At 41.4% G+C, this 26,397-nt stretch carries 22 protein-coding genes; 4 read left to right on the top strand and 18 right to left on the bottom strand.

Annotated elements, in window-relative coordinates; genetic code table 11:
* From cyoE to ATK78_RS20585, 12 genes are all read right to left on the bottom strand, one after another.
* Positions 1–879: a heme o synthase gene (gene cyoE, locus ATK78_RS20640; RefSeq protein WP_133578035.1), complete on the bottom strand. Its 879-nt coding sequence runs from the start codon at positions 877–879 to the stop codon at positions 1–3.
* An 11-nt stretch (positions 880–890) separates the two neighbouring features.
* Positions 891–1,955, bottom strand: a complete 1,065-nt coding sequence (locus tag ATK78_RS20635) for a COX15/CtaA family protein (RefSeq protein ID WP_133578034.1) — start codon at positions 1,953–1,955, stop codon at positions 891–893.
* 83 nt (positions 1,956–2,038) lie between these two features.
* Positions 2,039–3,832, bottom strand: a complete 1,794-nt coding sequence (locus ATK78_RS20630; RefSeq protein WP_133578164.1) for a cytochrome c oxidase subunit I — start codon at positions 3,830–3,832, stop codon at positions 2,039–2,041.
* Between the two features lie 116 nt (positions 3,833–3,948).
* Positions 3,949–5,202, bottom strand: coding sequence for a cytochrome c oxidase subunit II (locus ATK78_RS20625; protein ID WP_133578033.1), 1,254 nt, complete (start codon positions 5,200–5,202; stop codon positions 3,949–3,951).
* Between the two features lie 67 nt (positions 5,203–5,269).
* Complete coding sequence (locus ATK78_RS20620; RefSeq protein ID WP_133578163.1) at positions 5,270–6,484, bottom strand: quinol:cytochrome C oxidoreductase; 1,215 nt, start codon at positions 6,482–6,484, stop codon at positions 5,270–5,272.
* 10 nt (positions 6,485–6,494) lie between these two features.
* A complete protein-coding gene (locus ATK78_RS20615; RefSeq protein WP_243732592.1) occupies positions 6,495–7,085 on the bottom strand; it encodes a c-type cytochrome in 591 nt (196 codons plus the stop codon).
* Positions 7,078–7,614, bottom strand: a complete 537-nt coding sequence (locus tag ATK78_RS20610; RefSeq protein WP_133578031.1) for a DUF3341 domain-containing protein — start codon at positions 7,612–7,614, stop codon at positions 7,078–7,080. Before ATK78_RS20610 ends, ATK78_RS20615 begins: the two co-directional genes overlap by 8 nt.
* Positions 7,615–7,616: 2 nt before the next feature.
* Positions 7,617–9,089: an NrfD/PsrC family molybdoenzyme membrane anchor subunit gene (nrfD, locus tag ATK78_RS20605; RefSeq protein ID WP_133578030.1), complete on the bottom strand. Its 1,473-nt coding sequence runs from the start codon at positions 9,087–9,089 to the stop codon at positions 7,617–7,619.
* Positions 9,090–9,113: 24 nt separating this feature from the next.
* On the bottom strand, positions 9,114–12,206 hold the full coding sequence (locus ATK78_RS20600; RefSeq protein WP_133578029.1) for a TAT-variant-translocated molybdopterin oxidoreductase: 3,093 nt from the start codon (positions 12,204–12,206) through the stop codon (positions 9,114–9,116).
* Between the two features lie 46 nt (positions 12,207–12,252).
* On the bottom strand, positions 12,253–13,545 hold the full coding sequence (locus tag ATK78_RS20595; protein ID WP_133578028.1) for a c-type cytochrome: 1,293 nt from the start codon (positions 13,543–13,545) through the stop codon (positions 12,253–12,255).
* A 252-nt stretch (positions 13,546–13,797) separates the two neighbouring features.
* Positions 13,798–14,778, bottom strand: coding sequence for a deoxyhypusine synthase family protein (locus tag ATK78_RS20590; RefSeq protein ID WP_133578027.1), 981 nt, complete (start codon positions 14,776–14,778; stop codon positions 13,798–13,800).
* Between the two features lie 66 nt (positions 14,779–14,844).
* Positions 14,845–15,318, bottom strand: a complete 474-nt coding sequence (locus tag ATK78_RS20585; protein WP_133578026.1) for an FKBP-type peptidyl-prolyl cis-trans isomerase — start codon at positions 15,316–15,318, stop codon at positions 14,845–14,847.
* Positions 15,319–15,436: 118 nt separating this feature from the next.
* On the opposite strand from ATK78_RS20585, the gene ATK78_RS20580 reads away from it, so the two are divergent.
* A complete protein-coding gene (locus tag ATK78_RS20580; protein WP_133578025.1) occupies positions 15,437–16,564 on the top strand; it encodes a BamA/TamA family outer membrane protein in 1,128 nt (375 codons plus the stop codon).
* A gap of 7 nt (positions 16,565–16,571) precedes the next feature.
* On the opposite strand, the gene ATK78_RS20575 is transcribed toward ATK78_RS20580, so the two are convergent.
* The 3 genes from ATK78_RS20575 to ATK78_RS20565 all read right to left on the bottom strand — a co-directional run bounded on the left by ATK78_RS20575 (position 16,572) and on the right by ATK78_RS20565 (position 19,534).
* Entirely contained in the window at positions 16,572–18,263 is a 1,692-nt protein-coding gene (locus ATK78_RS20575) for a M56 family metallopeptidase (RefSeq protein WP_133578024.1), read from the bottom strand.
* Positions 18,263–18,628, bottom strand: a complete 366-nt coding sequence (locus tag ATK78_RS20570) for a BlaI/MecI/CopY family transcriptional regulator (protein ID WP_133578023.1) — start codon at positions 18,626–18,628, stop codon at positions 18,263–18,265. Before ATK78_RS20570 ends, ATK78_RS20575 begins: the two co-directional genes overlap by 1 nt.
* Positions 18,629–18,733: 105 nt before the next feature.
* Positions 18,734–19,534 carry an O-methyltransferase gene (locus tag ATK78_RS20565; RefSeq protein ID WP_243732591.1) on the bottom strand — a complete coding sequence of 267 codons (801 nt, stop codon included), beginning with the start codon at positions 19,532–19,534 and terminating at the stop codon, positions 18,734–18,736.
* 17 nt (positions 19,535–19,551) lie between these two features.
* Here ATK78_RS20565 and ATK78_RS20560 point away from each other — a divergent pair, with 17 nt between their 5' ends.
* A complete protein-coding gene (locus tag ATK78_RS20560) occupies positions 19,552–20,421 on the top strand; it encodes a transglutaminase-like domain-containing protein (RefSeq protein WP_133578022.1) in 870 nt (289 codons plus the stop codon).
* Here the strand turns inward: ATK78_RS20560 and ATK78_RS20555 are convergent, their stop codons facing one another.
* The 3 genes from ATK78_RS20555 to ATK78_RS20545 all read right to left on the bottom strand — a co-directional run bounded on the left by ATK78_RS20555 (position 20,422) and on the right by ATK78_RS20545 (position 23,772).
* Complete coding sequence (locus ATK78_RS20555; protein ID WP_317126226.1) at positions 20,422–21,339, bottom strand: alpha/beta hydrolase; 918 nt, start codon at positions 21,337–21,339, stop codon at positions 20,422–20,424.
* A protein-coding gene (prfB, locus tag ATK78_RS20550) for a peptide chain release factor 2 (protein ID WP_133578021.1) occupies positions 21,339–22,416 on the bottom strand; the annotation gives its coding sequence in 2 pieces (ribosomal slippage) (positions 21,339–22,355 and positions 22,357–22,416; 1,077 coding nt in all). The genes ATK78_RS20555 and prfB overlap by 1 nt, the downstream gene beginning before the upstream one ends.
* A gap of 51 nt (positions 22,417–22,467) precedes the next feature.
* The gene (locus tag ATK78_RS20545) at positions 22,468–23,772 is read right to left on the bottom strand and encodes an amidohydrolase (protein ID WP_133578020.1); all 1,305 of its coding nucleotides are present in this window, start codon (positions 23,770–23,772) and stop codon (positions 22,468–22,470) included.
* Between the two features lie 122 nt (positions 23,773–23,894).
* Between ATK78_RS20545 and pgi the strand changes: the two genes are divergently transcribed.
* Together pgi and ATK78_RS20535 are read left to right on the top strand one after the other, a co-directional pair.
* On the top strand, positions 23,895–25,541 hold the full coding sequence (pgi, locus tag ATK78_RS20540; RefSeq protein WP_133578019.1) for a glucose-6-phosphate isomerase: 1,647 nt from the start codon (positions 23,895–23,897) through the stop codon (positions 25,539–25,541).
* A 304-nt stretch (positions 25,542–25,845) separates the two neighbouring features.
* Entirely contained in the window at positions 25,846–26,382 is a 537-nt protein-coding gene (locus ATK78_RS20535) for a DUF4251 domain-containing protein (protein WP_133578018.1), read from the top strand.
* The last annotated feature ends 15 nt before the right edge of the window (positions 26,383–26,397 follow it).

Genomic DNA, 26,397 nt, shown 5'->3' with positions numbered 1-26,397 from the left:
TTATTTACTTATAAAATCAAATAATAAAACCAATTGAACCAAAGGGAGATAAAAGAATGAACAGAACATTACTTTTCTCGCACTTGGAATATCTTTCTTTGCCAGTAACGCAAAGGCATAATAACTAAACACAACACCAGCCAATATAGAAACAACTGCAATATAGTAACCGCCAAAGTGATAAAAAACGGGAAGTAAGCTTACGGGGATCAACACCAGTGTACTTAAGAATATCACCCATGCACTAATCGTATCTCTTTTAGTGGTAGGTAAAAGACGGAAATCTGCCTTTTTATAATCGTCGTCCAACACCCAGGCAATGGACCAAAAATGAGGAAACTGCCAAACAAACTGAACCAGGAACAGAATAACTGCAATATTATCAATCCTGCCGTGTGCCGCAACATACCCGATCAGCGGAGGCAATGCACCGGGTATGGCACCTACAAACACAGCGATTGGAGATTTACGCTTTAAAGGTGTATAGGCAAAGGCATATAGAAAAATAGAGAACACAGATAACAACCCGGTTTCTATATTCAATTGTCCCAACAGAAATGTACCGAGCATCCCCATGACCAAACCAGATACCAAACCCTGACCAGTGGTCATGTGGCCTGCGGGCATCGGGCGATCTTTAGTCCGCGTCATTAATTTATCGAGGTCTACCTCAATCACTTCATTAAAGCAGTTTGCGGCAGAAGTAACCAGGAACCCGCCTGCAATCAGAATGACCCAGTTTAGCCAGTTAACTCCCGGAATAACGCCATCAATTTGTACCTTCGATCCAATCAAAAAAGTAACGGATGCAGAAAATACAACCAGAAAGGTTAATCTGAATTTAATGAGCTTGGAGAAATCTGATAGAAACTGTTTCAAATTATATATAGTTAATGCTCTTGTTGATATGAATCTGTTCTATAAACCAGTAAGTACAAATAGTACTGAAGGGTAAATAAAGCAGTAGAAAATAAAATATGCAATGCCTGCGCATATGGCGGCAATGCAAAGTTAGATAATATTAAGCCAGATGCGATTTGAATAATCAATACAATCCAAATTTTATAGGCTACTGACAATGCCGCAGCTTTACCATTAAACTTGTCCTTAACAATCTTGTAAACAACCAGATTAAGGATCAGCACAAATATAGCGACATCCCTGTGATAAGAGAAGATCATTCCGGTTTCTGCAATCCAGCTTTCCCTGTTATTGTACAAGAGCTTTCTGGAAACGGCATCAACAGCTTCCCTTACTTCAGTACCCAGCACAATCTGAATCACACTCAATACAATGGTTAAAAAGATGATCACCTTTAACCAGGTCACCTTCGCCATAATTACAGTCGTTTCCTTCTGCAGCTGCTGCGCATAATTATAGGTATATACCAATATGGCAAGAATGACCAGCGCCAGCAGCATGTGAACGGTTACCACCCAGGGCATTAAGTTGGTAGATACCACGATAGAACCCAGCCAGGCCTGAAAACCAACGATGATGAGGTTCAGAAAACTTAGTATGGATATGCGGGCGGCACTTTTACGGTACTTCCAGGATAAGACGGTTAGCCCGAGTAATAAGAAGCCGGTAATGGCGCCCATTAAACGGTTTAAATATTCTGTCCAGGTTTTAGAAACATTAAATTCTTCAGGCTGTAAAATAGACTGGTCGTGGCGGATGCTGTCTGCCAGATGACCTTTACCCATGCGGTCCAGCGTTTTAGCAAAACGTTCATTCTTAGCGATTCGCTGCGCAACATATTTCTCTTTATAATCTGCAGGAAGCTGTGATACCGATGTAGGGGGTACATACTGATCAAAACATTTGGGCCAATCGGGGCATCCCATACCAGAACCTGTACTGCGTACTATGCCACCAGCTAAAATCAGCAGCAGGGTTACAACAATCGTTATCAGGTTAAGCCTGATAAATCTCTTTTCAGATCTAGGAACCATGGGTGTGTTTTGATTAAAAAAAAGAGGTATCTGTTGTAAGTATTTACCTACTGCAGATACCTCATCTTAATATAAACTATGTGCTAGTCTAATTTTGTTTTTTCGTCTGCGTCTCTCTGATCTTCCCATTCTTTCTGGATCCGTTCAGCTTCTGCATTTCCTTCAAAATCATGAGGCATATTTGAGCTCATTGTTTCTGAGAAAGGAATGGTTTGTGGAATAAAATCTTGTTCAGCACCTGGCTTACTGTAATCATATGGCCAACGATATACTGTTGGAATTTCACCAGGCCAGTTACCGTGTATATGCTCTACAGGAGCAGTCCACTCTAAAGTATTCGCTCCCCATGGATTCTGAGGTGCTTTTTTACCTTTAAAGATAGAATAGAAGAAGTTCCATAAGAAGGCCACTTGTGCCAGACCGCCAATAATAGCTGCCCAGGTAACAAATACGTTTACGGTTAACCATTTCTGCATAAACTCAAATTCTGTAAATGCATAGTAACGACGCGGAACCCCATCAAGACCTAAGAAGTGAAGCGGGAAGAATACCAGGTAAGCACATATAAATGTTAACCAGAAATGCAGGTATCCTAATTTATTGCTCATCATACGGCCGAACATTTTAGGATACCAGTGGTAAACACCAGCAAGCATACCAAAGATGGCTGCAGAACCCATTACCAGGTGGAAGTGGGCTACTACAAAGTAGGTATCGTGTAAGTTGATGTCTAAAGATGCATTACCTAAGAACAAACCGGTTAAACCACCAGAGATAAAGAAGGATACTAAACCTATAGCAAATAACATGGCCGGGGTAAACTTGATGTTACCTCTCCAAAGGGTTGCTAAATAGTTAAAGGTCTTCACAGCAGAAGGTACCGCAATGATCAGTGTAGTGATCATAAATACCCCGCCCAGCAACGGGTTCATACCGGTTACAAACATGTGGTGGCCCCAAACAATGAACGATAGAATGGTAATACCGATCAATGAATAGATCATCGCATGGTAACCGAAGATAGGTTTTCTGGAGTTTACTGAGATTACCTCAGAAGAGATACCCAATGCGGGCATAATTACAATATATACCTCAGGGTGACCAAGGAACCAGAATAAATGCTGCCATAAGATTGGTGAACCACCTTCATTAGGCAATACCTGAGTACCCATTACAATATCAGAAAGGTAAAAACTGGTACCAAAGCTACGGTCAAATACTAGGAGAACCACACCAGCCACAAGAACCGGGAATGATAATATCCCCAATATAGCGGTAAGGAAGAACGCCCAGATGGTCAATGGCATTTTCCAAAGATCCATACCCTTGGTACGCATGTTAAGCACGGTACTTACATAGTTGATACCACCCATTAAAGAGGAAGCCACAAAAAGCACCATACTGATCAACCAAAGGGTCATACCCAATCCAGAACCTTTAATTGCGGTTGGCAATGCAGATAATGGCGGATAGATTGTCCATCCGGCACTGGCAGGACCAGTTTGAATGAAGAATGAACTCATCATGATTACACAGGCACTGAAAAAGAACCAGTAAGAAAGCATGTTCAGGAATGGCGAGGCCATATCCCTTGCACCAATCTGAAGTGGGATCAATAAATTACTAAATGTACCGCTTAGTCCGGCAGTCAGCACAAAGAACACCATGATGGTACCATGGATGGTTACCAGGGCCAGGTAAAAATCAGGTTTAATCCTTCCGCCTTCAGCCCACTCTCCTAAGAAAGTCTCTAAGATCGGAAAACTCTTATCTGGCCAGGCCAATTGGATCCTGAACAGGATAGATAAGCCCATAGCAATTACAGCCATGATAATACCCGTGATCAGGAACTGCTTAGCGATCATCTTGTGATCCATGCTAAAGACGTACTTCGATAAGAAAGTCTCTTTGTGATGCCCATGATCATCATGGCTATCGTGGTTATGTGTATCGTGTAATGATATAGTTGACATAATGTGCTATTCCAGTATTATTATTTTTTTAAAGCTGTTTGGGTTGTTTGAACGGCAGTACTATCTGCTGCTGTTGAATCGGCAGGTGCTGTTGCCGCTGCAGGGGCGGGAGCTGGAGCAGCCGTAACAGGCATATTAAATTGCTTTCTCAAATCGTCATTTAAATAAGTGCCTTGTTCTGCAAGCCATGCATCATATTCTTTTTGTGAAACGATACGTACTTTCTTCTGCATCTTGTAGTGACCTTCACCACAGATCTTAGCACATAAGAACAAATATTCAAATTTAGGATCGTTGGTCTTAGCTTTCATTTCTTCCGTAGTAATGGTCGGAGTAAATTCAAAGTAAGAAGTCATACCCGGCACCGTGTTTAACTGCACTCTAAAGTGAGGCATATAAAAACTATGCAAAACATCTTTACTGGTCAGGATCAAACGAACCGGTTTGTTTACGGGAAGAACCATCTCGTCTGCAACAAGATCATCCATTGCATTTTTATCCTTAAAATCAATCCCTAAAGCATTCTCTGAAGTAATCAATTTATAGTTCTTTAGGCCAACAACACCATCTGGTCCTGAATAACGGATTGCCCATGCAAACTGAGAAGAAGTGATCTCGATGCTGATCGGTTTATTGTTAGGATCTTCGATCTTGTAGAATATAGATCTCCAGGTAAGGAAGCCCATTAAAACCATTACGGTTAAAACCAGTGCAGGAATAATTGTCCAGATGCGTTCTAATGCATTATTGTGTGGATAGTAGTATGCTTTTCTTTTACCAGTATGTTTGTAGAAATAAGCAAAAGCAAATAAGATAATGTGAGTAGCAATAAAAACAATGGTGGTAATGATCAGTGTCAGGTTAAACATCTGGTCGATTTTCTTACCGTGCTCAGAAGCAGCTTCCGGCAGGATCATTTTACCATGAACTGTATATTCCCAGTATACACCATACAAGCCAACGATCAGGAATATGGCGAAAAGTGTTCCGTTCACTGCATTCCAGTTGATGCCTTTTGGTTTATCCTGAGCCTCACGGGTCAGTTCATACACCTTTAACGCTTTACCTACTATGGCTATAAATAAGCACAGTAGTAAAAACGCCATGACGTAAAAAATAGCGGTTTTATAAACCGGACCCATATCTACAGGTTTCTCAGCGGTTGCAGCGGCAGCGCCGGCAGCTTGGGCAAATGCGCTAGTATTTGCAAATGCAGTTCCGATTACTGCTAGGGCCGCTATTGTTTTATTACTTATAAATTTTCTTAAACTCATTTCCTTAAAAGTAGTAACAATGTACTTCTATTATACTATTATTTATTTGTGCTATCGTGATCACCGGTTACAAGTGGTGATTCAAACTCTCTTGTAATAACGGGTGATTTTTTGCGATCAGTGGTTTCTTGCTTAATGCAGTCAACACGGTAAAGGTAAACAAACCTACAAAACCCAGGGCTATTCCGATCTCAAGAAAATCAAAAGTATGGTGTTCTTCCACCGTGCCAGGCATGATCATTTGGTAATAATCAACCCAGTGGCCGCACAATACAATGATTGATACGGTAAGTAATATATTTTCCTGTCTTTTATTATCCCTGTCCATCAACAGCAATACAGGAGATAAGAAGTTAAGAACAAGGTTCAGATAGAACCAGAATTCGTAATTCTCAAAACGTTTGTAGAAATACACGGTTTCTTCCGGCATGTTTGCATAATAGATCAGCATAAACTGAGCAAACCATACATAGGTCCAGAAAATAGAGAATCCGAAGATAAACTGACCGAGGTTATGAAGGTGACTGTTATTTACCCAGCTCATGTAACCTGCTTTTCTCAACAGAATGATGATGATCGCAATCGTTGCTAAGCTGCTTACCCACATGGCGGCAAAGTTATACCAGCCAAACATGGTAGAGAACCAGTGTGCTTCTAACGACATGATCGTATCAAACGCAAAGATTGGTGTAGTAAATCCGTAGATCACTAAGAATATACAAGAGTATTTAAAGCTTTTACGGTATGAATTTAAACCGCCCTGAAGATCTTCATTGTTTGACAATCTTGCCAGCAATAAAGCGAAGATGCAGTAAACGCCTAAAAAGACCACCTGACGTGCCATAAAGAAAGGCACATTTAAGAATGCAGATTTACCAGCAATCAAACTATCATAGTTTGGATCACCTTCTACAGTTAAACCCGGAGCATTCCAGTGGTGGTATAAGTTATGTGTATATAGACCTGCGCCGATCACAGCGATCAGGATAACCACGGCAATTGGTAAGGTTTTAGCCATTGCCTGAGGTACACGTAGTATTGAAGCAGACCATCCTGCCTGTGCAACAAACTGAACCGCTAAAAAGAAAGCGCCAGACATACAAACACAAGCGAAGTAATAAGCCATTAGTAACAGGTTTGCAAATGTACGCTCATGACGTATCTCTGCAGAAAAGCCATATGCTAAAGCACCAATCCCTACTAACATAGCGATTAAGCTTAAAGTTTTTGCTTTACCTGTAAACTCAAACTGCTCAGTTAAATTATAATTATGAGTTCCCATTTTCTTCTTACTATTTTCCTTTTTGTAATTGTTGTACGTATGCCACCACTTTCCATCTCTCTTCAGGTGACAATTGTGAAGCATAAGACCCCATCATATTCACACCGTATTTAATGGTGTGGTAGATTTTTCCTGCAGAAAGATCTTTCATTAAGCCACCTCTTGAAGAAGCTTTCTCCGGATCGATGAACGAAGGAACACCCGTAAATTTCTCGATCTTAACCAGGTGACCCTGACCGTCTCCGGCCTCACCGTGACAAGGACCACAGAAAACTTTGTATAAGTGCTGGCCCTGCAATAGATTTTTCTCTGTTAACTGCAGGCTATTTACCAGTTTAACACCAGCTTCTTCATAACCGGCAGCTGTGTTCGGATAGATATCTTCCTCAACAAAACCTACTGGTACTGTATTTTTCGGTGGTGTTTGTGCAGTTTGTCCGTTTGCAAAATTGTTATTTGGCTGATCCGGATTATAAGCAAGCGGATCATACATGTTCCTTGCGTATTCTAAACCTGTACTTTGTTTATCTCTGCATGCTGAAAATACTACAGCACTGGCAAGAATACAAAATGAGGCTAAAACTACTTTATTCTTATTCATAGCTAATATACTTCCTTTCATTGTACTTCACTTCCAAAGCACCTGCATCTTTTAATAAACCATCAATTTTACTATGTTCCGCATTTTGTTTCGCATCAATCGCGATAATGAACCGGTCATGAGTTGCCCTTAAGTCCATCACTCTTGGCGCTCTTCCCGGAAACAAGTGTGTAGATGCATAGTATGCACCAACTAAACTGAATGCACAGAACAAAATAGTTAACTCAAACATAATCGGAATAAAATCCGGAAGTGCCAGAGCTGGCTTACCACCAATGTTATGTTTCCAATCTACCACAGAGGTTAAGTAGATCAGTGCAAATGCAGACGCAGTTCCTGTTATCCCGCAAAAGAATGCGAGTATATCTAATCTGGATCTCTTAATTCCCAATTTAGCTTCGATGCCGTGAATAGGCATTGGTGTATACACATCATAAATATGAATGTTGTTTTCCTGTAACTTATCGATGCCGTGCATCATTTCGTCAGGATCACCAAAACTGCCTAAAATATATTTGATATTACTCATTGTTATATTTTTGCGTATTCTTCTTGTTTAACACTATCAAATTTCTCTAAAGACTCTACATATTCAGCAACCTGCTCTTTATCTAAATGTCCTTCTTTAATTTGTTTCATTTTCGCCTGCTCACTTGCGCTTTTCAATAGCAATTTAACCTCTGCAATGGCAATAGATGGCAGCACTCTTAAGAACAATAAGAATAAGGTAAAGAATACTCCTATTGACCCTACAAACACACTTACGTCAACCCATGTAGGGTAGAACATGGCCCAGCTTGAAGGGATATAATCACGGTGTAATGAAGTTACGATAATTACGAAACGCTCAAACCACATCCCGATATTCACTACGATAGAAAGGATCCAGGTAGCAGGAATGCTGGTACGGATCTTTTTGAACCACAACAACTGCGGAGAGATCACGTTACACGTCATCATCATCCAGTATGCCCACCAGTATGGCCCGGTTGAACGGTTAATAAATGCATACTGCTCATATTCAGAACCTGAATACCAGGCAATGAAGAACTCTGTGATGTAAGCCACACCTACAATAGATCCTGTTAGAATGATGATCTTATTCATCGATTCAATGTGGAACATGGTGATGTAATTCTCCAGTCCAAGAACTTTACGTGCAACCAATAATAAGGTCAATACCATCGCAAATCCAGAGAAGATCGCTCCAGCCACAAAGTATGGAGGGAAGATCGTAGTATGCCATCCCGGAATTACCGAGGTAGCAAAGTCCATGGATACAATCGTGTGTACCGATAGTACCAATGGTGTAGAGATACCTGCAAGAATTAAGGACACAGCCTCAAAACGCTGCCAGGTCTTTACATTACCAGACCATCCGAAAGAAAATATGGAATAGATCTTACGTCTAACACCCGTAGCACGGTCACGGATGGTTGCAATATCAGGAAGTAAACCCGTATACCAGAACAATAAGGATACAGAGAAGTACGTAGAGATTGCAAACATATCCCAAACCAGCGGTGAGTTAAAGTTAACCCATAGTGATCCGAATTGATTTGGCAATGGCAATACCCAATAGGCTAACCATGGGCGGCCCATGTGAGATACTACGTAGGTTGCCGCACAGATAACGGCAAAGATGGTCATCGCCTCTGCAGACCGGTTAATGGAGTTTCTCCAGTTCTGGCGGAAGAGTAACAGTACGGCAGAAATTAGTGTTCCTGCGTGACCAATACCTACCCACCATACGAAACCGGTAATATCCCAGGCCCATCCTACCGTTTTATTCAAACCCCATGATCCGATACCGAACCAGAAGGTATAACTTACGGCAACTACCCAAAGTGTAGCACCGCAAAGTGAAAGTATAAATCCAATCCACCAGGCCCTGTTAGGCTTATTTTCAACAGGCATTAAAATATCATCCGTAATTTTTGCATACGTGATATCACTGCCGGTGATTAGTGGTTCTCTTAATATTGATTCGTTATGTCCAGACATAATGTATTTTTCTTTAATATCAGCTTACGCTTGTACTGTTGTATCTGTGTTTCTAATTTTTGTCATGTAACCTATACCCGGTTGTACATTGATCTCTTCAAGCACATAGTAAATACGCTCACTGCGTAATGCTTTAGATACTTCTGAGTTAGGATCGTTTCCATCACCGAATATAATTGCGTTTGCAGAACAAGCTTCCTGACAAGCCATTTTGATATCGCCGTCTTTTAACGGACGTTTCTCCATCTTAGCTTGTAATTTACCTCCCTGGATACGTTGAATACACATCGAGCATTTCTCCATAACACCTCTTGAACGGGTAGTTACATCAGGGTTAAGAACCAGCTGTGTAAATTCATTGTTCAGGTAGTTATCGAAACGTGAATCATTCCAGTAGTTGAACCAGTTGAAACGACGTACTTTGTATGGACAGTTGTTTGCACAATATCTTGTACCTACACAACGGTTATAAGCCATGTGGTTTAAACCATCTGAAGAGTGAACGGTAGCTAATACCGGGCAAACTGTTTCACATGGAGCGTGGTCACAATGCTGACAAAGCATTGGCTGGTGAACAACCGATACATTATCAAGGTTATCTAAATGCGCAATTTCTTTCTCTTTAGTAACTGCGTTAATTCCTGTACTTCCGTGAGTACCATGACCTGAACCATGAGCACCCTCATCTTCGCCACCTTCTACATTAAAGCTGTAGTAGCGGTCAATACGGATCCAGTGCATCTCCCTGCGTTTGCGAACTTCTTCTTTACCAACAACAGGAATATTGTTTTCAACGTTACAGGCAACAATACAAGAACCACAACCGGTACAGGCATTCAAATCGATTGCCATAACCCAGTTATTACCTGGTTTCTCATATTTGTCCCACATATCGTAGGATTTATGTTTTGCATGATCGTTACCCGATCCAATTGCAGGATTCTTTTTGTATTCTTTAAAAGTAGCTTCACGGATGATGTTACGGCCTTCAAAAGAGTGGTGGGTCTGGGTTTGTGCCAGTTCTTCTCTTTTGCCGGTTCCCGTTAATTTAACCGTAGTTGCATATTTAAATGTACCGTTGGTAAAGCTTACAAAAGGGAACGCGTTTTTACCTACGTTATCTCCTGCTTTACCCGCTTTATTACGTCCGTATCCCAATGCGATTGAAGCCGTACCCTGTGCTTGTCCAGGCTGGATCAGCACCGGCAGTTCAATGGTATACTTATCATCGGTAATGGATACGATATCAAACTCTTTAAAGCCTAATTTCTCTGCAAACTTAGGTGCAAGGGCAATGTAGTTATCCCAGGTAACCTTAGAAACCGGATCAGGAAGTTCTTGTAAGAATGCATTGTTTGCATGTTTACCGTTACGCATTGGAATGCTTTCGTAAACCTGAAGCTCAATGTCCTTTGCTAAAGCCTTACTGTTGCTGATGATCGTAGGGATCACCGCAGTAAGTGACTGGCTAAAAGTATATGCACCAGCTGGTTTTGCTGCAGCGGCGAAAACTCCGGTTTGCAATACATCTTTCCATTCTTTTCCTAACGCAGGAAGAATGTTTTTCTCCCAGTTGTTGCGAACGTAAGTATAGTATTCCTTAACCGGGTTATCAGACCAGATCAACAGACTTTCTTCAGCCTGACGAGAGTTAAATACCGGGTTAATGGTTGGTTGTACAATGGAATAATAACCTTCGTATGCATTTGCGTCACCCCATGACTCTAAATAGTTATGGTTAATTGCAATCACATCACAAAGAGAAGCCGTCTCATCACTTCTGTCTGCAAAAGAAACCTTTAAAGCTACTTTAGCCAATCCATCGGTGAACGACTTGGTATTGGTAATGTCGTAAGCAGGGTTGGTATCCAGGAAGAAAACAGCAGCAACTTCGCCTCTGTTCATCTCGTTTAATAACTCTGCAAATTCTGCATCATTACCTGCATAACGCTTACTTGGATTATCAAGATCGATGGTAGTGCCATAACTGCCAATTGCGGAGTTGATTGCATTAACCAGGATCTGTGTAGATACGTCGTTTGAACCGCAAACAACCAGTGACTTTCCTTTATTTTGTAGTAATTCTTTACCTAATAATTTAATTACTTTATCTGCAGTCGTATTATTTGGCAATGATGCTCCGGCCAATGAATTTCCGGTAACTGCATTGTATAAAGCCAATAAAGCAGGGCCTTCTTCCGATAATTTAACAGGAACACGCGTATCCGCGTTAGTACCGGTTAAACTCATACCGGCTTCAAACTGGAAGTGGCGTGACATTTTGCCTTTAGCCAAAGATTTATAATCCCTGTTGGCAATATATTGTGAAGTAAATTCTTCACCACTGATCCAGGTACCTAAGAAATCGGCACTAAAACTTACAACAAGCTCGGCCTTATCAAAGTTATATTTCGGAACAACCGCTTTACCAAAGCTATTTTCATTTGCTTTGATGATACCGGTATATGAAATGGGATCGTATTGTACGTGTTTGGTATTTGGATAAGCCGAAATAAAATCAGCAACAACCGCTTTCGTAGAAGGGCTGTTTACTGAAGAAGAAACAATGCGGATCTTTTTACCAGATGCCTGTGCTTTGTTTAGCTCTCCTTTTACAAAAGCATCAATTTTAGACCAGTTGCTTTCTGTAAGGCTGTTACCAGATTTTAACTGGGGCGATTTAAGCTTAGAAACGTCGTATAGATCTAAAACTGAAGCTTGGGCCTGCGCATCAGTACCACAGTTAAAGGCACCTGCATTTGGGTTCGGTTCAATTTTAATTGGTCTTCCCTCTCTTGTCTTAACCAGGATACTCTGACCGTTATAGCTGGATACGTAGTAATTTGGAATACCAGGAACTACTTCTTCAGGTTTAATCAGGTAAGGAATTGATTTATGAACAGGAGCTGTCTGACAAGCCGCCAACGTTACCGCACCTAAACCAAAGCCTAAAGCCTTTAAAAAGTCGCGGCGCGGGGTTACGGTACTTAACCCTGCTTCATTTAAAACATCTTCTATTGGAAGAGGCTCAGCAAACTCGTTCTTGTTATTCTCAACAAAATCGGGAGTATTTTTATACTCTTCTAAGCCTTTCCAGTATTTTTTATTGCTTTCCATTTAAGCTATATTACTGTTTATCGAACGTTCTTGTTATTAACTCTAATTAGTAGTGACATTTACCACACTCTAAACCACCAAGTGCAGCAGGTGTAATTTTTTCACCTTTTTTGATTTTCTCATGCGCTTCAATGATCTTGTCATAGAATGCATTTCCTTTCACGTCAAGCTTGGTATCTTTATGACAGTTGATACACCATTTCATGGTAAGCGGAGAATACTGATAGATCTCTTCCATGGTATCAACCGGACCGTGACAAGCAAAACAAACCGGCTCATTAGGTTTTAGTCCTTTTTCTTTCCGTATAGCCTGCTCACCAACTACAACGTGTTGTGAGTGGTTAAAGTAAGCGAAATCCGGAAGGTTATGTACACGAACCCATTCAATTGGTTTCTGTTTTGTTTTATCGTAGCTCATGGTACCCGGATCGTATCCAAGTGCGCTGTAGATCTTTTGGATCTCAGGAGAGATCTCTCCGTCATATTTTTCTGTGGCCTGTACAGACTTGTGACAGTTCATACAAACATTCAGAGAAGGAATGGTTGAATTTTTAGATTTAAATGCACCCGCATGGCAGTACTGACAATCAATCTGGTTGGTGCCCGCATGCAGCTCATGTGAGAATTTAATGGGTTGAACTGGCTGGTAACCGGTATGAACACCAGTATTCCACATGCCCATCCATCCAAAAGAACCTAAGCTGATTACCAGGCACAGGATAAAGAAGAAAACAAACTTCTTGTTTTTGAACAATCCCTTAATGCCGGTTGCAAAAGAAACATTTTCTTCTTCAACAATGACAACACCTTGCTTTTGAAGAATCAAACGCTCCAGCATCTTTATGGCACGGCCCAATACAACCAATACGGCGATTGAGATTAAGATGATGGCAATGATACCAGCGATAGAAAAGTCTGAAACGCCTTCAGAAGCGGCTTCCGTTTTTGGATCCTCCCCTGCTTTCTTAGGCTCGCCTGCTTTTGCATAGGCGATGATGTTTTTAATCTGCTCGTCTTTCAAACGTGGAAAGGCAGTCATCTCTGCAGGAGAGAATTTTGAAGCCTCAATGGCTTGCTTGTCTCCGGCATCAACTAAAGCTTTCCAGTTTTTGATCCACTTAACGGCCCATGCCTCATCCAGTTCGGTAAGCTTAGGTGTTAATGCAGGACCTGTACTGTTACGGTCAAGCTGGTGACATGAACTACAATTATCCTTAAATAATTTCCGGCCCTCTACTACATCTTGTGCCTGCGTGGAAGAAACAATTAAAACAGAAAGAGCCGTAAACATAAATGCCGACTTCCAAACTCTTTTAACGATCAATGAGATATCCCTCATAATGAGTATTTTATGCTATTTTTTAAAAAACTTAATAAACGCAATTGATGTTTGAACTTAAATTCTTCACCAAAACGTCCACAAAAGTAAAACTTATTAACTTACCAATGACAAATAAATGACAGTAAATACAATTTATAATCAATCTAAATAGTTCGTTTTTTATGCTTTAAACGAAGAAAATCAGCAATTTTTACAAAACTGCTGATTCCTATTTCCTGTCAACTTTCTGGTTGAATTTGGAGATTTAAATTACATTTTTAAGATCCATGCAAACATCAGCGGAGCAACGATCGTTGCGTCTGATTCTACGATGAATTTCGGGGTATGAATGTCCAGTTTACCCCAGGTAATCTTTTCATTCGGAACCGCTCCGGAGTAAGATCCGTATGAAGTGGTAGAGTCAGAGATCTGGCAGAAGTAACTCCAGAACGGAATGTTCTCCATCTCCATATCCTGATAAAGCATCGGCACTACACAGATCGGGAAATCACCGGCAATACCACCACCAATCTGGAAAAAGCCAATGCCTTTACCTGCACTGTTATTGATGTACCAGTCCGCTAACCAGCCCATATATTCAATACCGCCTTTTACCGTAGTTGCCTTAAGTTCTGATTTCATTACATATGATGCAAAGATGTTTCCCATGGTAGAATCTTCCCATCCCGGAACAACAATCGGCAAGTTCTTCTCTGCCGCGGCAAGCATCCAGGAATTTTTAGGATCAATCTCATAGTATTGTTCCAAGTCTCCGCTCAACAGCATTTTGTACATGAACTCATGCGGAAAATAACGCTCACCAGCATCATCCGCATCTTTCCAGATCTTGTGAATGTGTTTTTGCAACCTGCGGAAGGCTTCTTCTTCCGGGATGCAGGTATCCGTAACGCGGTTGTAATGGTTCTCTAACAGATCCCATTCGTCCTGCGGACTAAGGTCACGATAGTTGGGCACTCTTTTATAATGTGAATGCGCAACAAGGTTCATGATATCTTCTTCCAGGTTGGCACCGGTACAGGAAATGATCGAAACTTTATCCTGACGGATCATTTCTGCCAATGAAATTCCAAGTTCGGCGGTACTCATTGCACCGGCAAGAGTGATCATCATTTTACCGCCTTCGTCTAAATGCGTTTCATATCCTTTAGCCGCATCCATCATTGCTGCTGCGTTAAAGTGGAGGTAATTACGCTCCATAAATTGAGATATTGGTCCTCTTGTTGTGCTCATTTTGATCTGATTTTGGCGCAAAAATATAAAAATTTCAGCTATACGAACTAAATTGCTTTATAGAAACTATTGAGCAGCCTTAAGCTCTATTGTAAAGTCCAGGATAGAATTGGCAGGGATGCCATTTTTGTCCTGGAACCCATAACCCAGATATGAGGGCACGATTAGCCTTATCCTGCCTCCTGGCTGAATCAGCGGAATGCCGATCTGCCATCCCGGGATCAATCCGCCAAGTGTGAACATTCTTGGGGTACCGTTGCTGTTATCAAAAACCTGTCCGTTCAGCAAACGTCCTTCATACTCAACGGTAACCTGGGTATCTCCGGAATAAGTTACGTTACCTGATCCAACATCATAAATCTGATAATAAACGCCTGAGTTGCCCTGGGCCACTGCAGGTATATTGTTTGCACTAATGAAAGCCCTTATCGCCGCAGTATCTGCAGCAAACTGAGCCTCTTCATCATAACTTACATCTTTTTTACAGGCAGCAACTCCAAGTACCGCACAAAACAGTATTAAGTATTTAATTTTAGTCATGCTGCAAATATAAGGATTCCTAATAGTTAACCTATCCAAATCTAATTTTATCAAATTAGTGGCCTTAAAGTTGCTATGCAGACACTGATTATTAAAACCTTTCTACTATTTTAGGCCAATGAAGAAAATCTCGCTTTGCATCATGTTCGTTTCTATTGCGGTAAACGTACTTGGACAAAAGAAATTAATAGAGCGTTACTTATCCAATAAAACCGATTCTTCGCGCAGGCCTAGTTTTATGCCGGTACCCATTTTCAGATACAGCCAGGAAATTGGTGCTGAGTTTGGCCTGGGTGCACTTTACTCTACCTATCTCGATAAAAAAGACCTGACCAACCGCAGTTCCAACTTTGCCGGATTAGTTTCGGTGTCTACCAAAGGGCAATATAACGTTTCACTAAAAAGTGATGTATGGACAAAAAACAATACCCATCATTATGTTTCTGAGGTTCGCTTTAAGCGGATGCCCTTTGATTTTTACGGCGTGGGCAATGAAACTGTTGAAGCTGATAAAGACCGCCTGGTACAAGGCTCAGTAAAAGTTCTGCTTGAAGCTGAAAAGATGTTCTTCTCTAAAATATATACCGGCTTTTCGCTTGGCTTTGAAAACTACCACTTTGATGATGATGTGGTTGGCGGTATTTTTACAACAAATCCTTACACCCATAAAATAGGTGGCTCTGTACTTTATGCGGGCATCTCTCAAAGTTATGATTCCAGAAACTCTAATAATTACCCAACAAATGGTTTTATGGGAAAGATCACCTACCAATATGCACCAGATTTTTATGGTGGTGAGAATTTCACAGGAAGCATGATCCGGGCAAATGTGCGTAGCTTTTGGTCACTGTCCCGCAAATTTGTATTGGGTGTAAATGGATTGTTCCATACTGTTCAGGGTAAAAATACCCCATTCTATTTGCTTCCTCAAATGGGCAATGATGAAATTATGAGGGGATATTATTCCGGCCGCTACCGTGACAGAAACCTATTGGCCGCACAGGCTGAGCTTAGATACCGGTACAACAACCGCTTCGGACTTGCTGCCTTTGCCGGAACCGGACAGGTGTTTGACAATGGCGATCTGTCGATGAAAAGCTTCAAGCCATCTTATGGTGCCGGAGGACGGTACTTCTTTGACCCTGAAAAAGGATTGAGCGTTCGCGTGGATTATGGAATTGGCGAGAAACGTGCCAACGAAAAACGCCAGACCGGATTTTACATCAGCCTGGCGGAAGCATTTTAATTAATCTTTAATTCTTTTTTTGACGTTTTTCCATCGCATCTTGCCGTTGTTTCATTTCTTCATCTGTTAATTTCGGAAGTATAATCACAGCTGCATAAGCTTTTGAATACTCAGGAAATAAATTATGCGAACTGCTCAAAGGTATAGCCATAATACTCTGGATTCCTCTAAGCATGTCTTCCGATATATGTATAGCTTCTTCTTCTGAATATGCTTTGCCATTGATCAGGATTAAAACTTTCTCTCCTTTTTTTATCATGGCTCCTGCCGTTGTAGCACTGATCAATTTTATCCTAACAAAATCGTAGTCGGCACCATTTTCATCCTTTTGCGGATACCGTGCATAAAATGGGTTGCTTTTTTCTGCTTCAGTTTTAATTTTAGCGTTCGCTTTATCAATATCCGTTGCATATTCAATCTTATTATTAATTGTTACAATGTCTATTTGAGCTTCCCTGGTAATTGCATCTTTTGTTATGGACATAGACCGTATAGCGCTTTGACTTATTGTATTCAGAATACTTTTATCGTAACTTTTGCCATCAACTGTCACCTTGATGTTCTCTTCCCATATATTACCGTTAACAAACCTGATTGAATCGGAACCAGATGTATTTAATCGAATTTCCCGCTCAGGCAATTTCAGATTGCGTGTTTTCACCGTATCTTTAACCTGGATGCCTGCTGGACCGGCTGACTGTAATTCTTTTAATCTGCGTTCTTTAATTATAAAAGCCTCAGCAGCAGGAACAGACTTTTCATTGATCTTTATTTCCAAAGTGGAATCATTCGCGGTGGCATACACCACTTGAATACTAAATAGCCAGACTAAGCCCAGGCTAACCGGCGCAGCTAATAAATAGGTTAATTTCTTCATGTCTTTCGATTTATGGGTAAACAGCATTTTTATTCTTTCTTTTAACGGGTTCTTAACAAAACTGTGCATCAGCGAAATGTGGTTCTCCCGTATCCCTGCAGACAACAATAAACCCGCGTAAGATGCGCTTCCTATTACCAAAGAGGTTTCCCGGTCTGCTTCGTATTCATGCACCTGCTCAATGGCTTTGTCATATAAATAAACTACAGGGTTAAACCATAGCAAAACTTTACAAGCCGCAACAAGGAGTTTATCTATAGAATGAAACCTGGATGCATGTACATTTTCATGCTGCATAAACACCGCTATTTCCTGATCGGTCAAATCTTCCTTATCCACAAAGACATAGTTTAAAAATGAACAGTTGGTAAAACCATCAGGCTTATAAACCACCTTCAATCGTCCAACTATAGTATCCACTTTCCGTACATGCTTTACAATTGAAATCAATTGATATGCAAATACCAGGAGAATTATCGCTACAATCAGCCAATATGTGATGTACACAATATGCTCCCAGCTGTAATCCCGCAGCTCATTACTGGTTACCAGCGACTGTAATCCGGCAGGGTTAACCAGATCAATAATATCTTCTCCGTAACCAGAAGCTGCAGTTACCCTCTTGTGTTCCATTTGAACAGGCACCGCATCCCTTTTAATTTCCAGCTGCAATGCGGGGATCAGAAAACTGATCAATAAAGTAGATAACAGGTAATACCGGTTATTGCTAAAGAAAGTCAGCTTTTGTAAAAAGAAATGATAGAGCGCGTAAAATAAGGCCGTGCAGGCACTCACTTTAAGCAGGTAGGTAAGCCATTCCATCAGCCTTGATTCTTTTCAATGAGCTCCTTTAATTCAGCAATATCCTTGTCACTCAGGTTTTGTTCCTTAACCATAAAAGACAATAAGGATGCCGGTGAATTGTTGAAATAACCAGAGAATAATTTATTGAATGTGGTCTTGGTATAATCTTCTTTAGTAATGGAAGGAAAGTATTCATACGTCTTTCCGTAAGCGGTATATTCGAGATATCCCTTTTTTTCAAGAAGCCTTACAATAGAAGAGATCGTGTTGTATGGAGGTTTGGGCTCCTCATCCATCTCATCAATAATATCCTTTACAAATGCTTTCTGAAGTTTCCAGATAATCTGCATGATGCGCTCTTCTGCTTTCGTTAATTCTTCCATAACGTAAAGCTATAACTTATTTTTCAGTTATACAACTGTAAAATAAGTTACAAACCTGAATTATCAGTTCACGTTATTAAACAATTGACAATCAGATGGATTATTTTAATATTTAATTTTAAAGTGCTCCTTTGCTTGTCCTTTTTTGAAAAAGACCAGTCCGATCCAAAATAGATCAATGGTAACGGTAACCTGCGGATGTGCCTTTATTTCTTCCCATGCTTCCTTCATTCCTTTACTCCAATAGATGTCGTCAAAGATCAGCAACGAACCTTCATGAACTTTAGGCAAGGCCTGTTTAAAATAATTTAAAGTGGCTTCTTTTCTATGGTTTCCATCGATATATACAAAATCAAGCTGATCAGTTTCTTTAACGATCTCCGGAAACAACAGGTCAAAGTTACCCACCCGCAGCTCCACGTTTTCTACGTCAAGGTCCTGAAAATTACGGTACGCTATCTTTGCCGTTTCGGGGCAGCCTTCAACGGTGATGATATCGGCATCCGGACAGGCCCTTGATAAATATATGGTTGTTAAGCCCAGGCATGTTCCAAGTTCAATGATGTTTTTAGGATGGTTGTCCTGAGCAAGGCGATAAATTAACTGGGCCAACCGCGGACTCTTCAGTGCATTTTTTGCAATCTGGCTAACCTTCTTTGTTTTATTCTTATTTAAGTGAGACCCTGCGCCCAGATCGGTCACTGTAATTAAAGAATCGTCACTACAAAGTTTTTTTCTCTGGGCTTCAATACTTTTATACGTTTTTTTTGAGTTAAAATCGTAAATTACCTCATCCGTAAGTTTATATACGAACGGAGAGTGCGTACCATGTCTGCTTTTTGAGGTAAAGCGGTGCTTAATGTAGTCGCCAATAAAGTTAAAAACCATAACCACAAAAATAGGCATTCAAATTTGTATGTTTAATGGAAAACGTTAAAGAAATAAATGCTTTAGTGAAACTTCTTGATGATCCCGACCAGGAGATCTATCAGCATGTAGAGGAACGTCTGCTCGGTTATGGTAACCAGGTTATCGAATATCTGGAAACGGCCTGGGAGCATTCTTTAGATACACTGCTTCAGCAACGCATTGAAAACATTGTACACAAGATCCAGTTCAGCAATGTAAAGGAAGACCTCAACCTATGGTATCAAAGCGGTGCCTTTGACCTGCTGCAAGGTGCAATGGTCATTAACCGCTATCAATATCCTGATTTGGACGAAGAAAAGATCATCCTTCAGATTGAGGAAATCAAGAGAGAGATCTGGCTTGGCCTGCAGTATGAAATGAGCTCCATTGAAAAGATTAAACTCATCAACCACATATTCTATAACATTTACGGTTTTAGCGGCAACACGAAAAATCACCATGATCCTCAAAACTCTTACATCAACCAGGTATTGGAAAGTAAAAAAGGAAATCAGATCTCTCTTGCCATCATCTATTCTACCCTGGCACAAAAGCTAGACATTCCGGTATATGGTGTTAACCTGCCGCAGCACTTTATCCTCGGTTATATTGATGAGAGTAAAAGAGAAGAACAGGAATTTGGTGTGCTGTTCTACATCAATGCATTTAACAAGGGCGCTATATTTGGCAAGCATGATGTAGACCAGTTCTTACGCCAGTTAAACCTGGATCCGCTTCCTGGCTTTTACGCGCCATGCAGCAACGTAGAGATCATCCGAAGGGTAATCCGTAACCTGATCTCAGCTTATGAAAATCTGGGTTCTGCAGAGAAGGTTGAAGAACTTAAAGAATTGCAAGACCTCCTGGTTAATCCCGGCGTATAGTTAAAGGAACTTATTTGCTTTCATCCAATTGTCCAAACGGTCAAACCAGACATCATCCGTAGTTTTGTTATTTAATCCAAAACCATGTCCGCCATTCTGGTAAATGTGCATTTCTCCCTTTACCTTATGCTTTACCAGTGCCAGGTTAAAGAATATACTGTTCTGTACGGGTACTGCCATGTCATCATTGGCATGTACTAGAAATGTAGGGGGTGTCTCTGCATTTACTTGTTTATCGCTGGAGAAGTATTCTTTCTGTGCTTCAGTACCATTGGCCCCAATTAAATTCTTTACAGAACCGGCATGGGTAAATTCGGCAAATGTGATCACCGGATAGATCAGAATAGAAAAATCAGGACGAAGGCTTAAGCCTTCTTTATTCTCAATTTTAACATCCTTATAGTGAACAGTAAGTGTTGATGCAAGATGTCCGCCGGCAGAGAAACCCATAATACCGATTTTGCCGGGGTTTACATTCCATTGGGCGGCATTTTTCCGAACCAGATAAATAGCCTGTTGTACATCCATCATCGGCCCAAAAGACTTGTCTACCATAATGGCATCACTTGGTAAACGATACTTCAATACAAAGGCGGTTACACCGATCTCATTAAATTTCTTTGCAACATCATGGCCCTCATGCCCAATTGCCAGGCCTCCATAGCCACCACCCGGACAAATGATCACTGCAGTTCCCGTTGCCTTTTCCTTTACCGGCAAATAGACATAAAACTGTGGAACAGACACCTTGGTTACACCCGCATTCGATGCTTTCCCCGGAGCAGGAGTCTCCTGATAATCTGCCGGGGCAGGCTTTGATCCTGGAATTGTGCCAGTATACAAATTAACGATCTCCTGGGCATTTAAGCTGCTTGCTGCAAATGCAAGTAAAACTACGGCAATAAGATGTTTCATCATTAGAACTCCATTAAATATGCTTTTAAAAAATCATTCAGTTCTCCATCCAATACGCCCTGTGCATTCGATGTTTCGTAATTGGTACGCAGGTCCTTCACCATCTTATACGGGTGCAGCACATAATTTCTAATCTGCGATCCCCATTCTATTTTCTTTTTAGAACCTTCAATAGCGGCTGTGGCTTCCATGCGCTTCCTCATTTCAGCTTCGTACAACTGGGACTTTAACAGCCGCAAGGCATTCTCTTTATTCTGTAGTTGAGAGCGCGACTCCTGGTTTTTAATCACAATACCAGAAGGTTTATGGTATAACCGAACTGCCGTCTCTACTTTATTCACATTCTGTCCACCGGCACCACCCGATCTAAACGTCTCAAACTCTATTTCAGAATCTTTAACTTCAATTTCGATGGTATCATCCACCAATGGATACACATAAACGGAAGCGAAGGAGGTATGGCGGCGGGCATTAGAATCAAACGGGGAGATCCGTACCAGACGGTGTACCCCATTTTCACCTTTTAAATAGCCATAAGAGAAATCACCGGCAAACTGCAGGGTAACGGATTTTATCCCGGTCACCTCGCCTTCCTGAGAATCCTGTTCCGTAACCTTATAACCATTCTTCTCTCCCCACATAATGTACATGCGCATAAGCATGGCTGCCCAGTCGCAGCTTTCCGTACCACCAGCCCCGGCAGTAATCTGCATTACAGCCTGCAGCTGGTCTTCCTTACTGCTCAGCATATTCTTCAGTTCCAGTTCCTCAATCATGCTGAGGCACTTATTGTACTGGTCCTGCATTTCTTCCGCTGTAGCATCACCGGCCAGCATAAATTCAAAAAGGACTTCTGTATCTTCCAGTTCGGCACTTACAGCCTGCCAGGCATCTGTCCAGACTTTCTTGGAATTTATTTGTGCTAAATGCTTTTCTGCCTTTTTAGGATCATCCCAAAAGTCGGTCTGCAGTGTGAGCTGCTGCTCTATATAAATATCTTCTAAACGTGTTTCGACGTCAAAGATGCCTCCTCAGCGACGCTACTCTGTCCCTTAAATCCTGAATTTGTTCTTTAGTCATACCCACAAACTTAGATAAAATTGCCTTTAGTTGCAACGTTATCCATGCCTATCATTTTTTAATCGCCATATAATCCAATGCCAGGTTACAAAGGGCATTCACACCCAGTGTAAACCCACTCTCATCGATAAAGAAATCTGGTGTATGGTGCGATGGTGCTTTTAAAGGATCCTGTCCTTTGGGCATTCCACCCAGAAATATAAATAAGCCCGGCACCTTTTCCTGGTAAAAAGAAAAATCTTCCGCACCGGTAACGGGCGGTTTTAACTTAACATGATCGGCACCTGCGCTGGCCTGCAGGCTCGGAAGCATCTTTTCCGTTAACGCAACATCATTAAACGTAACCGGATAATGTGCGCTATAAGGAATGATCACTTCAGCCGTGGCGCCATTGGCTTCGGCCGTTTTTATGGCGATGGTCTTAATCCGTTCTATAAATAAGGCTTCGTCCTCTTTACTGAAATTCCGTACCGTTCCAAGCATTTCTACTTTTTCTGGAATGATGTTCGAACGAACCCCGCCATGAATGGAGCCAATGGTAACCACACCCGGGTTCTCAGTAACATTCAGGTTTCTGCTTACAATGGTCTGCAGGTTATTTACAATCTGCGATGAAACAACTATCGGATCTATACTGCTCCATGGATAAGCACCATGGGCTTGTCTGCCGGTAATGGTAATCTTTAAATCGTTAACCGCCGCCATGGTACCACCCGGACGATAGGTAATATCACCAACCGGGGTTTGAGAATTGATGTGCAGTCCAAATATGGCATCTACTTTTGGGTTTTCCAATACGCCTTCCTTAACCATCAGCTCTGCTCCGCCTTCTTCACCAACAGGAACACCCTCTTCAGCAGGCTGAAAGATGAACTTTATGGTTCCGGGAATATCCTTCTTCATGCCGGCCAATACTTCAGCAACGCCCATCAAAATGGCTACGTGCGTATCGTGGCCGCAGGCATGCATTACCCCAACATCCTGACCATTGTAGGTACTCTTAACCTTTGATGCAAAAGGTAAAGGCACACGTTCGGTAACCGGTAGTCCGTCCATGTCTGCCCGAAGGGCGACAACAGGACCGGGTTTACCACCTTTTAAAATACCAACCACACCCGTTTTAGCTACACCGGTTTTAACTTCTATCCCGAGCGATTGCAAATGTTTAGCCACCAAAGCGGCTGTACGGACCTCATTATTTCCGAGTTCAGGATGTTCATGCAGGTCGCGGCGCCATTCTATGACTTTTTGCTCAATGCTCAACGCCTTTTTAGCGACCTCAGACCGAAGCGCATTTTTTTGCGCTGCAGCGCTCATGGTAATCAATACCAACAGGATAAAGTAAAATCTTTTCATAAAAAAGGCATTTTTATGTTAAATATAAGATAATCAGCCGACATTTATTCAATATCAGAAAACGGATTTTTTCAAATAAAATAAACCATTACATTTACAAAAACACTAATCACATTTATCCTATGCTTCCTACAATAAATTTCACAGAAACATCAGCCTATAAATACCTTGCCGATCATTTCATCAGCATTAACGAGAAGAACCTAAAGCAATTATTCGAAGAGGATGAAGCACGTTTTGAGAAATTCTCCTTAGTATTTGAAGACATCCTAGTTGACTATTCTAAGAACCGCATTGACGATACCACCATTGCCCTGCTCATTCAGCTGGCCCGTGAATGCAAACTTGACGAAGCCATAAAGGCGATGTTTACCGGAGAAAAGATCAACCAGACTGAAGGCAGACAAGTGCTGCATGTTGCGTTGCGTGAGCCTGCAAACGGAGAGATTCTGGTAGACGGAAAGAACGTGGTTACAGACGTTCATAAGGTACTTTCCAAAATGGAGAAATTCAGCAATGAGATCATTTCCGGAAACTGGAAAGGGTATACCGGCAAAGCCATAACCGATGTGGTTAATATTGGTATCGGTGGTTCAGACCTTGGCCCCGTTATGGTAACAGAAGCATTAAAGGCTTATAAAAATCATTTAAACATGCACTTTGTGTCCAACATTGATGGCACACATATGGCAGAGACCCTGAAGCTTGTTGATCCGGAAACCACCTTATTCCTGGTTGCCTCAAAAACCTTTACCACACAAGAAACCATGACCAATGCCAATACCGCAAGGAAATGGTTCTTAGACAACGGTGCTAAAGAAGATGATATTGCTAAACATTTTGCGGCACTATCTACCAATGCGAAAGACGTTTCGGCATTCGGGATCGATACCGAGAATATGTTTGAATTCTGGGATTGGGTTGGCGGACGCTACTCCTTGTGGAGTGCAATTGGACTACCCATTGCCCTGAGCATTGGTTATGACAATTTTAAAGAACTGCTGGCTGGTGCACATGCTGCCGATCAGCATTTTGAAACTGCTGAATTTGAGATCAATATCCCGGTAATCTTAGGCTTGATCGGTGTTTGGTACATCAACTTCTTTAATGCAGAAACACAGGCTATATTGCCTTACGATCAATACATGCACCGCTTTGCTGCTTATTTCCAACAAGGAGATATGGAAAGTAATGGTAAGCATGTAGACCGCAATGGCCATGAAGTAAGCTATGAAACCGGCCCGATCATTTGGGGAGAGCCAGGAACCAATGGACAGCATGCATTCTATCAGCTGATCCACCAGGGAACACGCTTAATCCCTTGCGATTTTATTGCACCAGCACAAAGTTTAAATCCAATTGGAGCGCATCACCCGATCCTGTTATCCAACTTCTTTGCCCAAACAGAAGCACTGATGAATGGAAAAACCAAGGAACAGGTAGTTGCAGAGCTGGAAAAAGACGGTAAAACTAAGGAAGAGATCGAAATACTTGCGCCATTCAAAGTATTTGAAGGAAACCGCCCTACCAACTCCATCCTGTTAAAGAAAGTGACACCATTTAGCCTGGGCAATCTCATTGCGATCTATGAACATAAGATCTTTGTACAAGGCATAATCTGGAACATATTCAGCTTTGATCAATGGGGAGTAGAATTAGGAAAACAACTCGCAAAAAGTATTCTTCCAGAACTGGAAGGTGATGCAGCGGTTACTTCTCATGACGGATCAACAAATGGATTGATCAATCAATATAAATCCTGGAGGTAAGTGCAACATATTTAACAAATTAGCGTTCTAAATTAAACCTTTAGGGCGCTGATCTGTTCTAATACCAAGAGCGCGTTGAGAATATTGAGCGCGTTGAGTTGAGACGTGAGCGCATTAAAAAGATTGAGCGTGCGCCTTGAGTACTAAATAACAGCAATCGCACTGGCTAATGTAATACCTTGAGCGCGTTGAACACTTTAATGTTGTGATGGGGGTAAGTTGATGTTGCCTTTGCTAAAGTGCTGAAGCTTCAACGTATCCAGGCTCTGTAATTGAGCTAATTAAACCAATAAACTGAAATGGTATGAAACTAATTAAAAACCTCTTCGTCATTGCTGCACTTTTTACAGCAATCCAGGTGTCTGCACAGACAGATACCGCAACCACCATCAGACTGGTAAATGCAAAGAACTTCATCTTCAATGCAACTACGGCATCTCCACTTTCCAATATGGAGTTAAATGCAGTATTGAGTAAGATGCAGGGCGGCATAGGCAGCGCAGGTGTTGTACAACTTTCAGGATCACAATATAAACTGACCGTAACTCCAGACAGTGTGGATGCTTATCTGCCATATTATGGAAGGTCGTATACCGCGCCATTGAACCCGAATGATTCCGGCATTAAGTTTAGCTCAAAGAAATTTAGCTATACCAATACAAAAAAGAAAAAAGGAAACTGGGTCATTACCATCAGACCAAAAGACACAAGGGATATTAACAGTTTAACGATCCATGTAAGCACCAAGGGCTATGCATCAGTTACTGTAAACTCCAACAGTAAACAATCGATTTCTTTTAATGGATATATCAGCGATCCGGCAACTGTTGCTTCCAAATAAAAGGCATTACCTTAG

It is taken from the genome of Pedobacter metabolipauper, assembly GCF_004362715.1.
Classification (GTDB): Bacteria; Bacteroidota; Bacteroidia; order Sphingobacteriales; family Sphingobacteriaceae; genus Pedobacter; species Pedobacter metabolipauper.
This window is presented reverse-complemented; position numbering and strand designations above follow the sequence as displayed.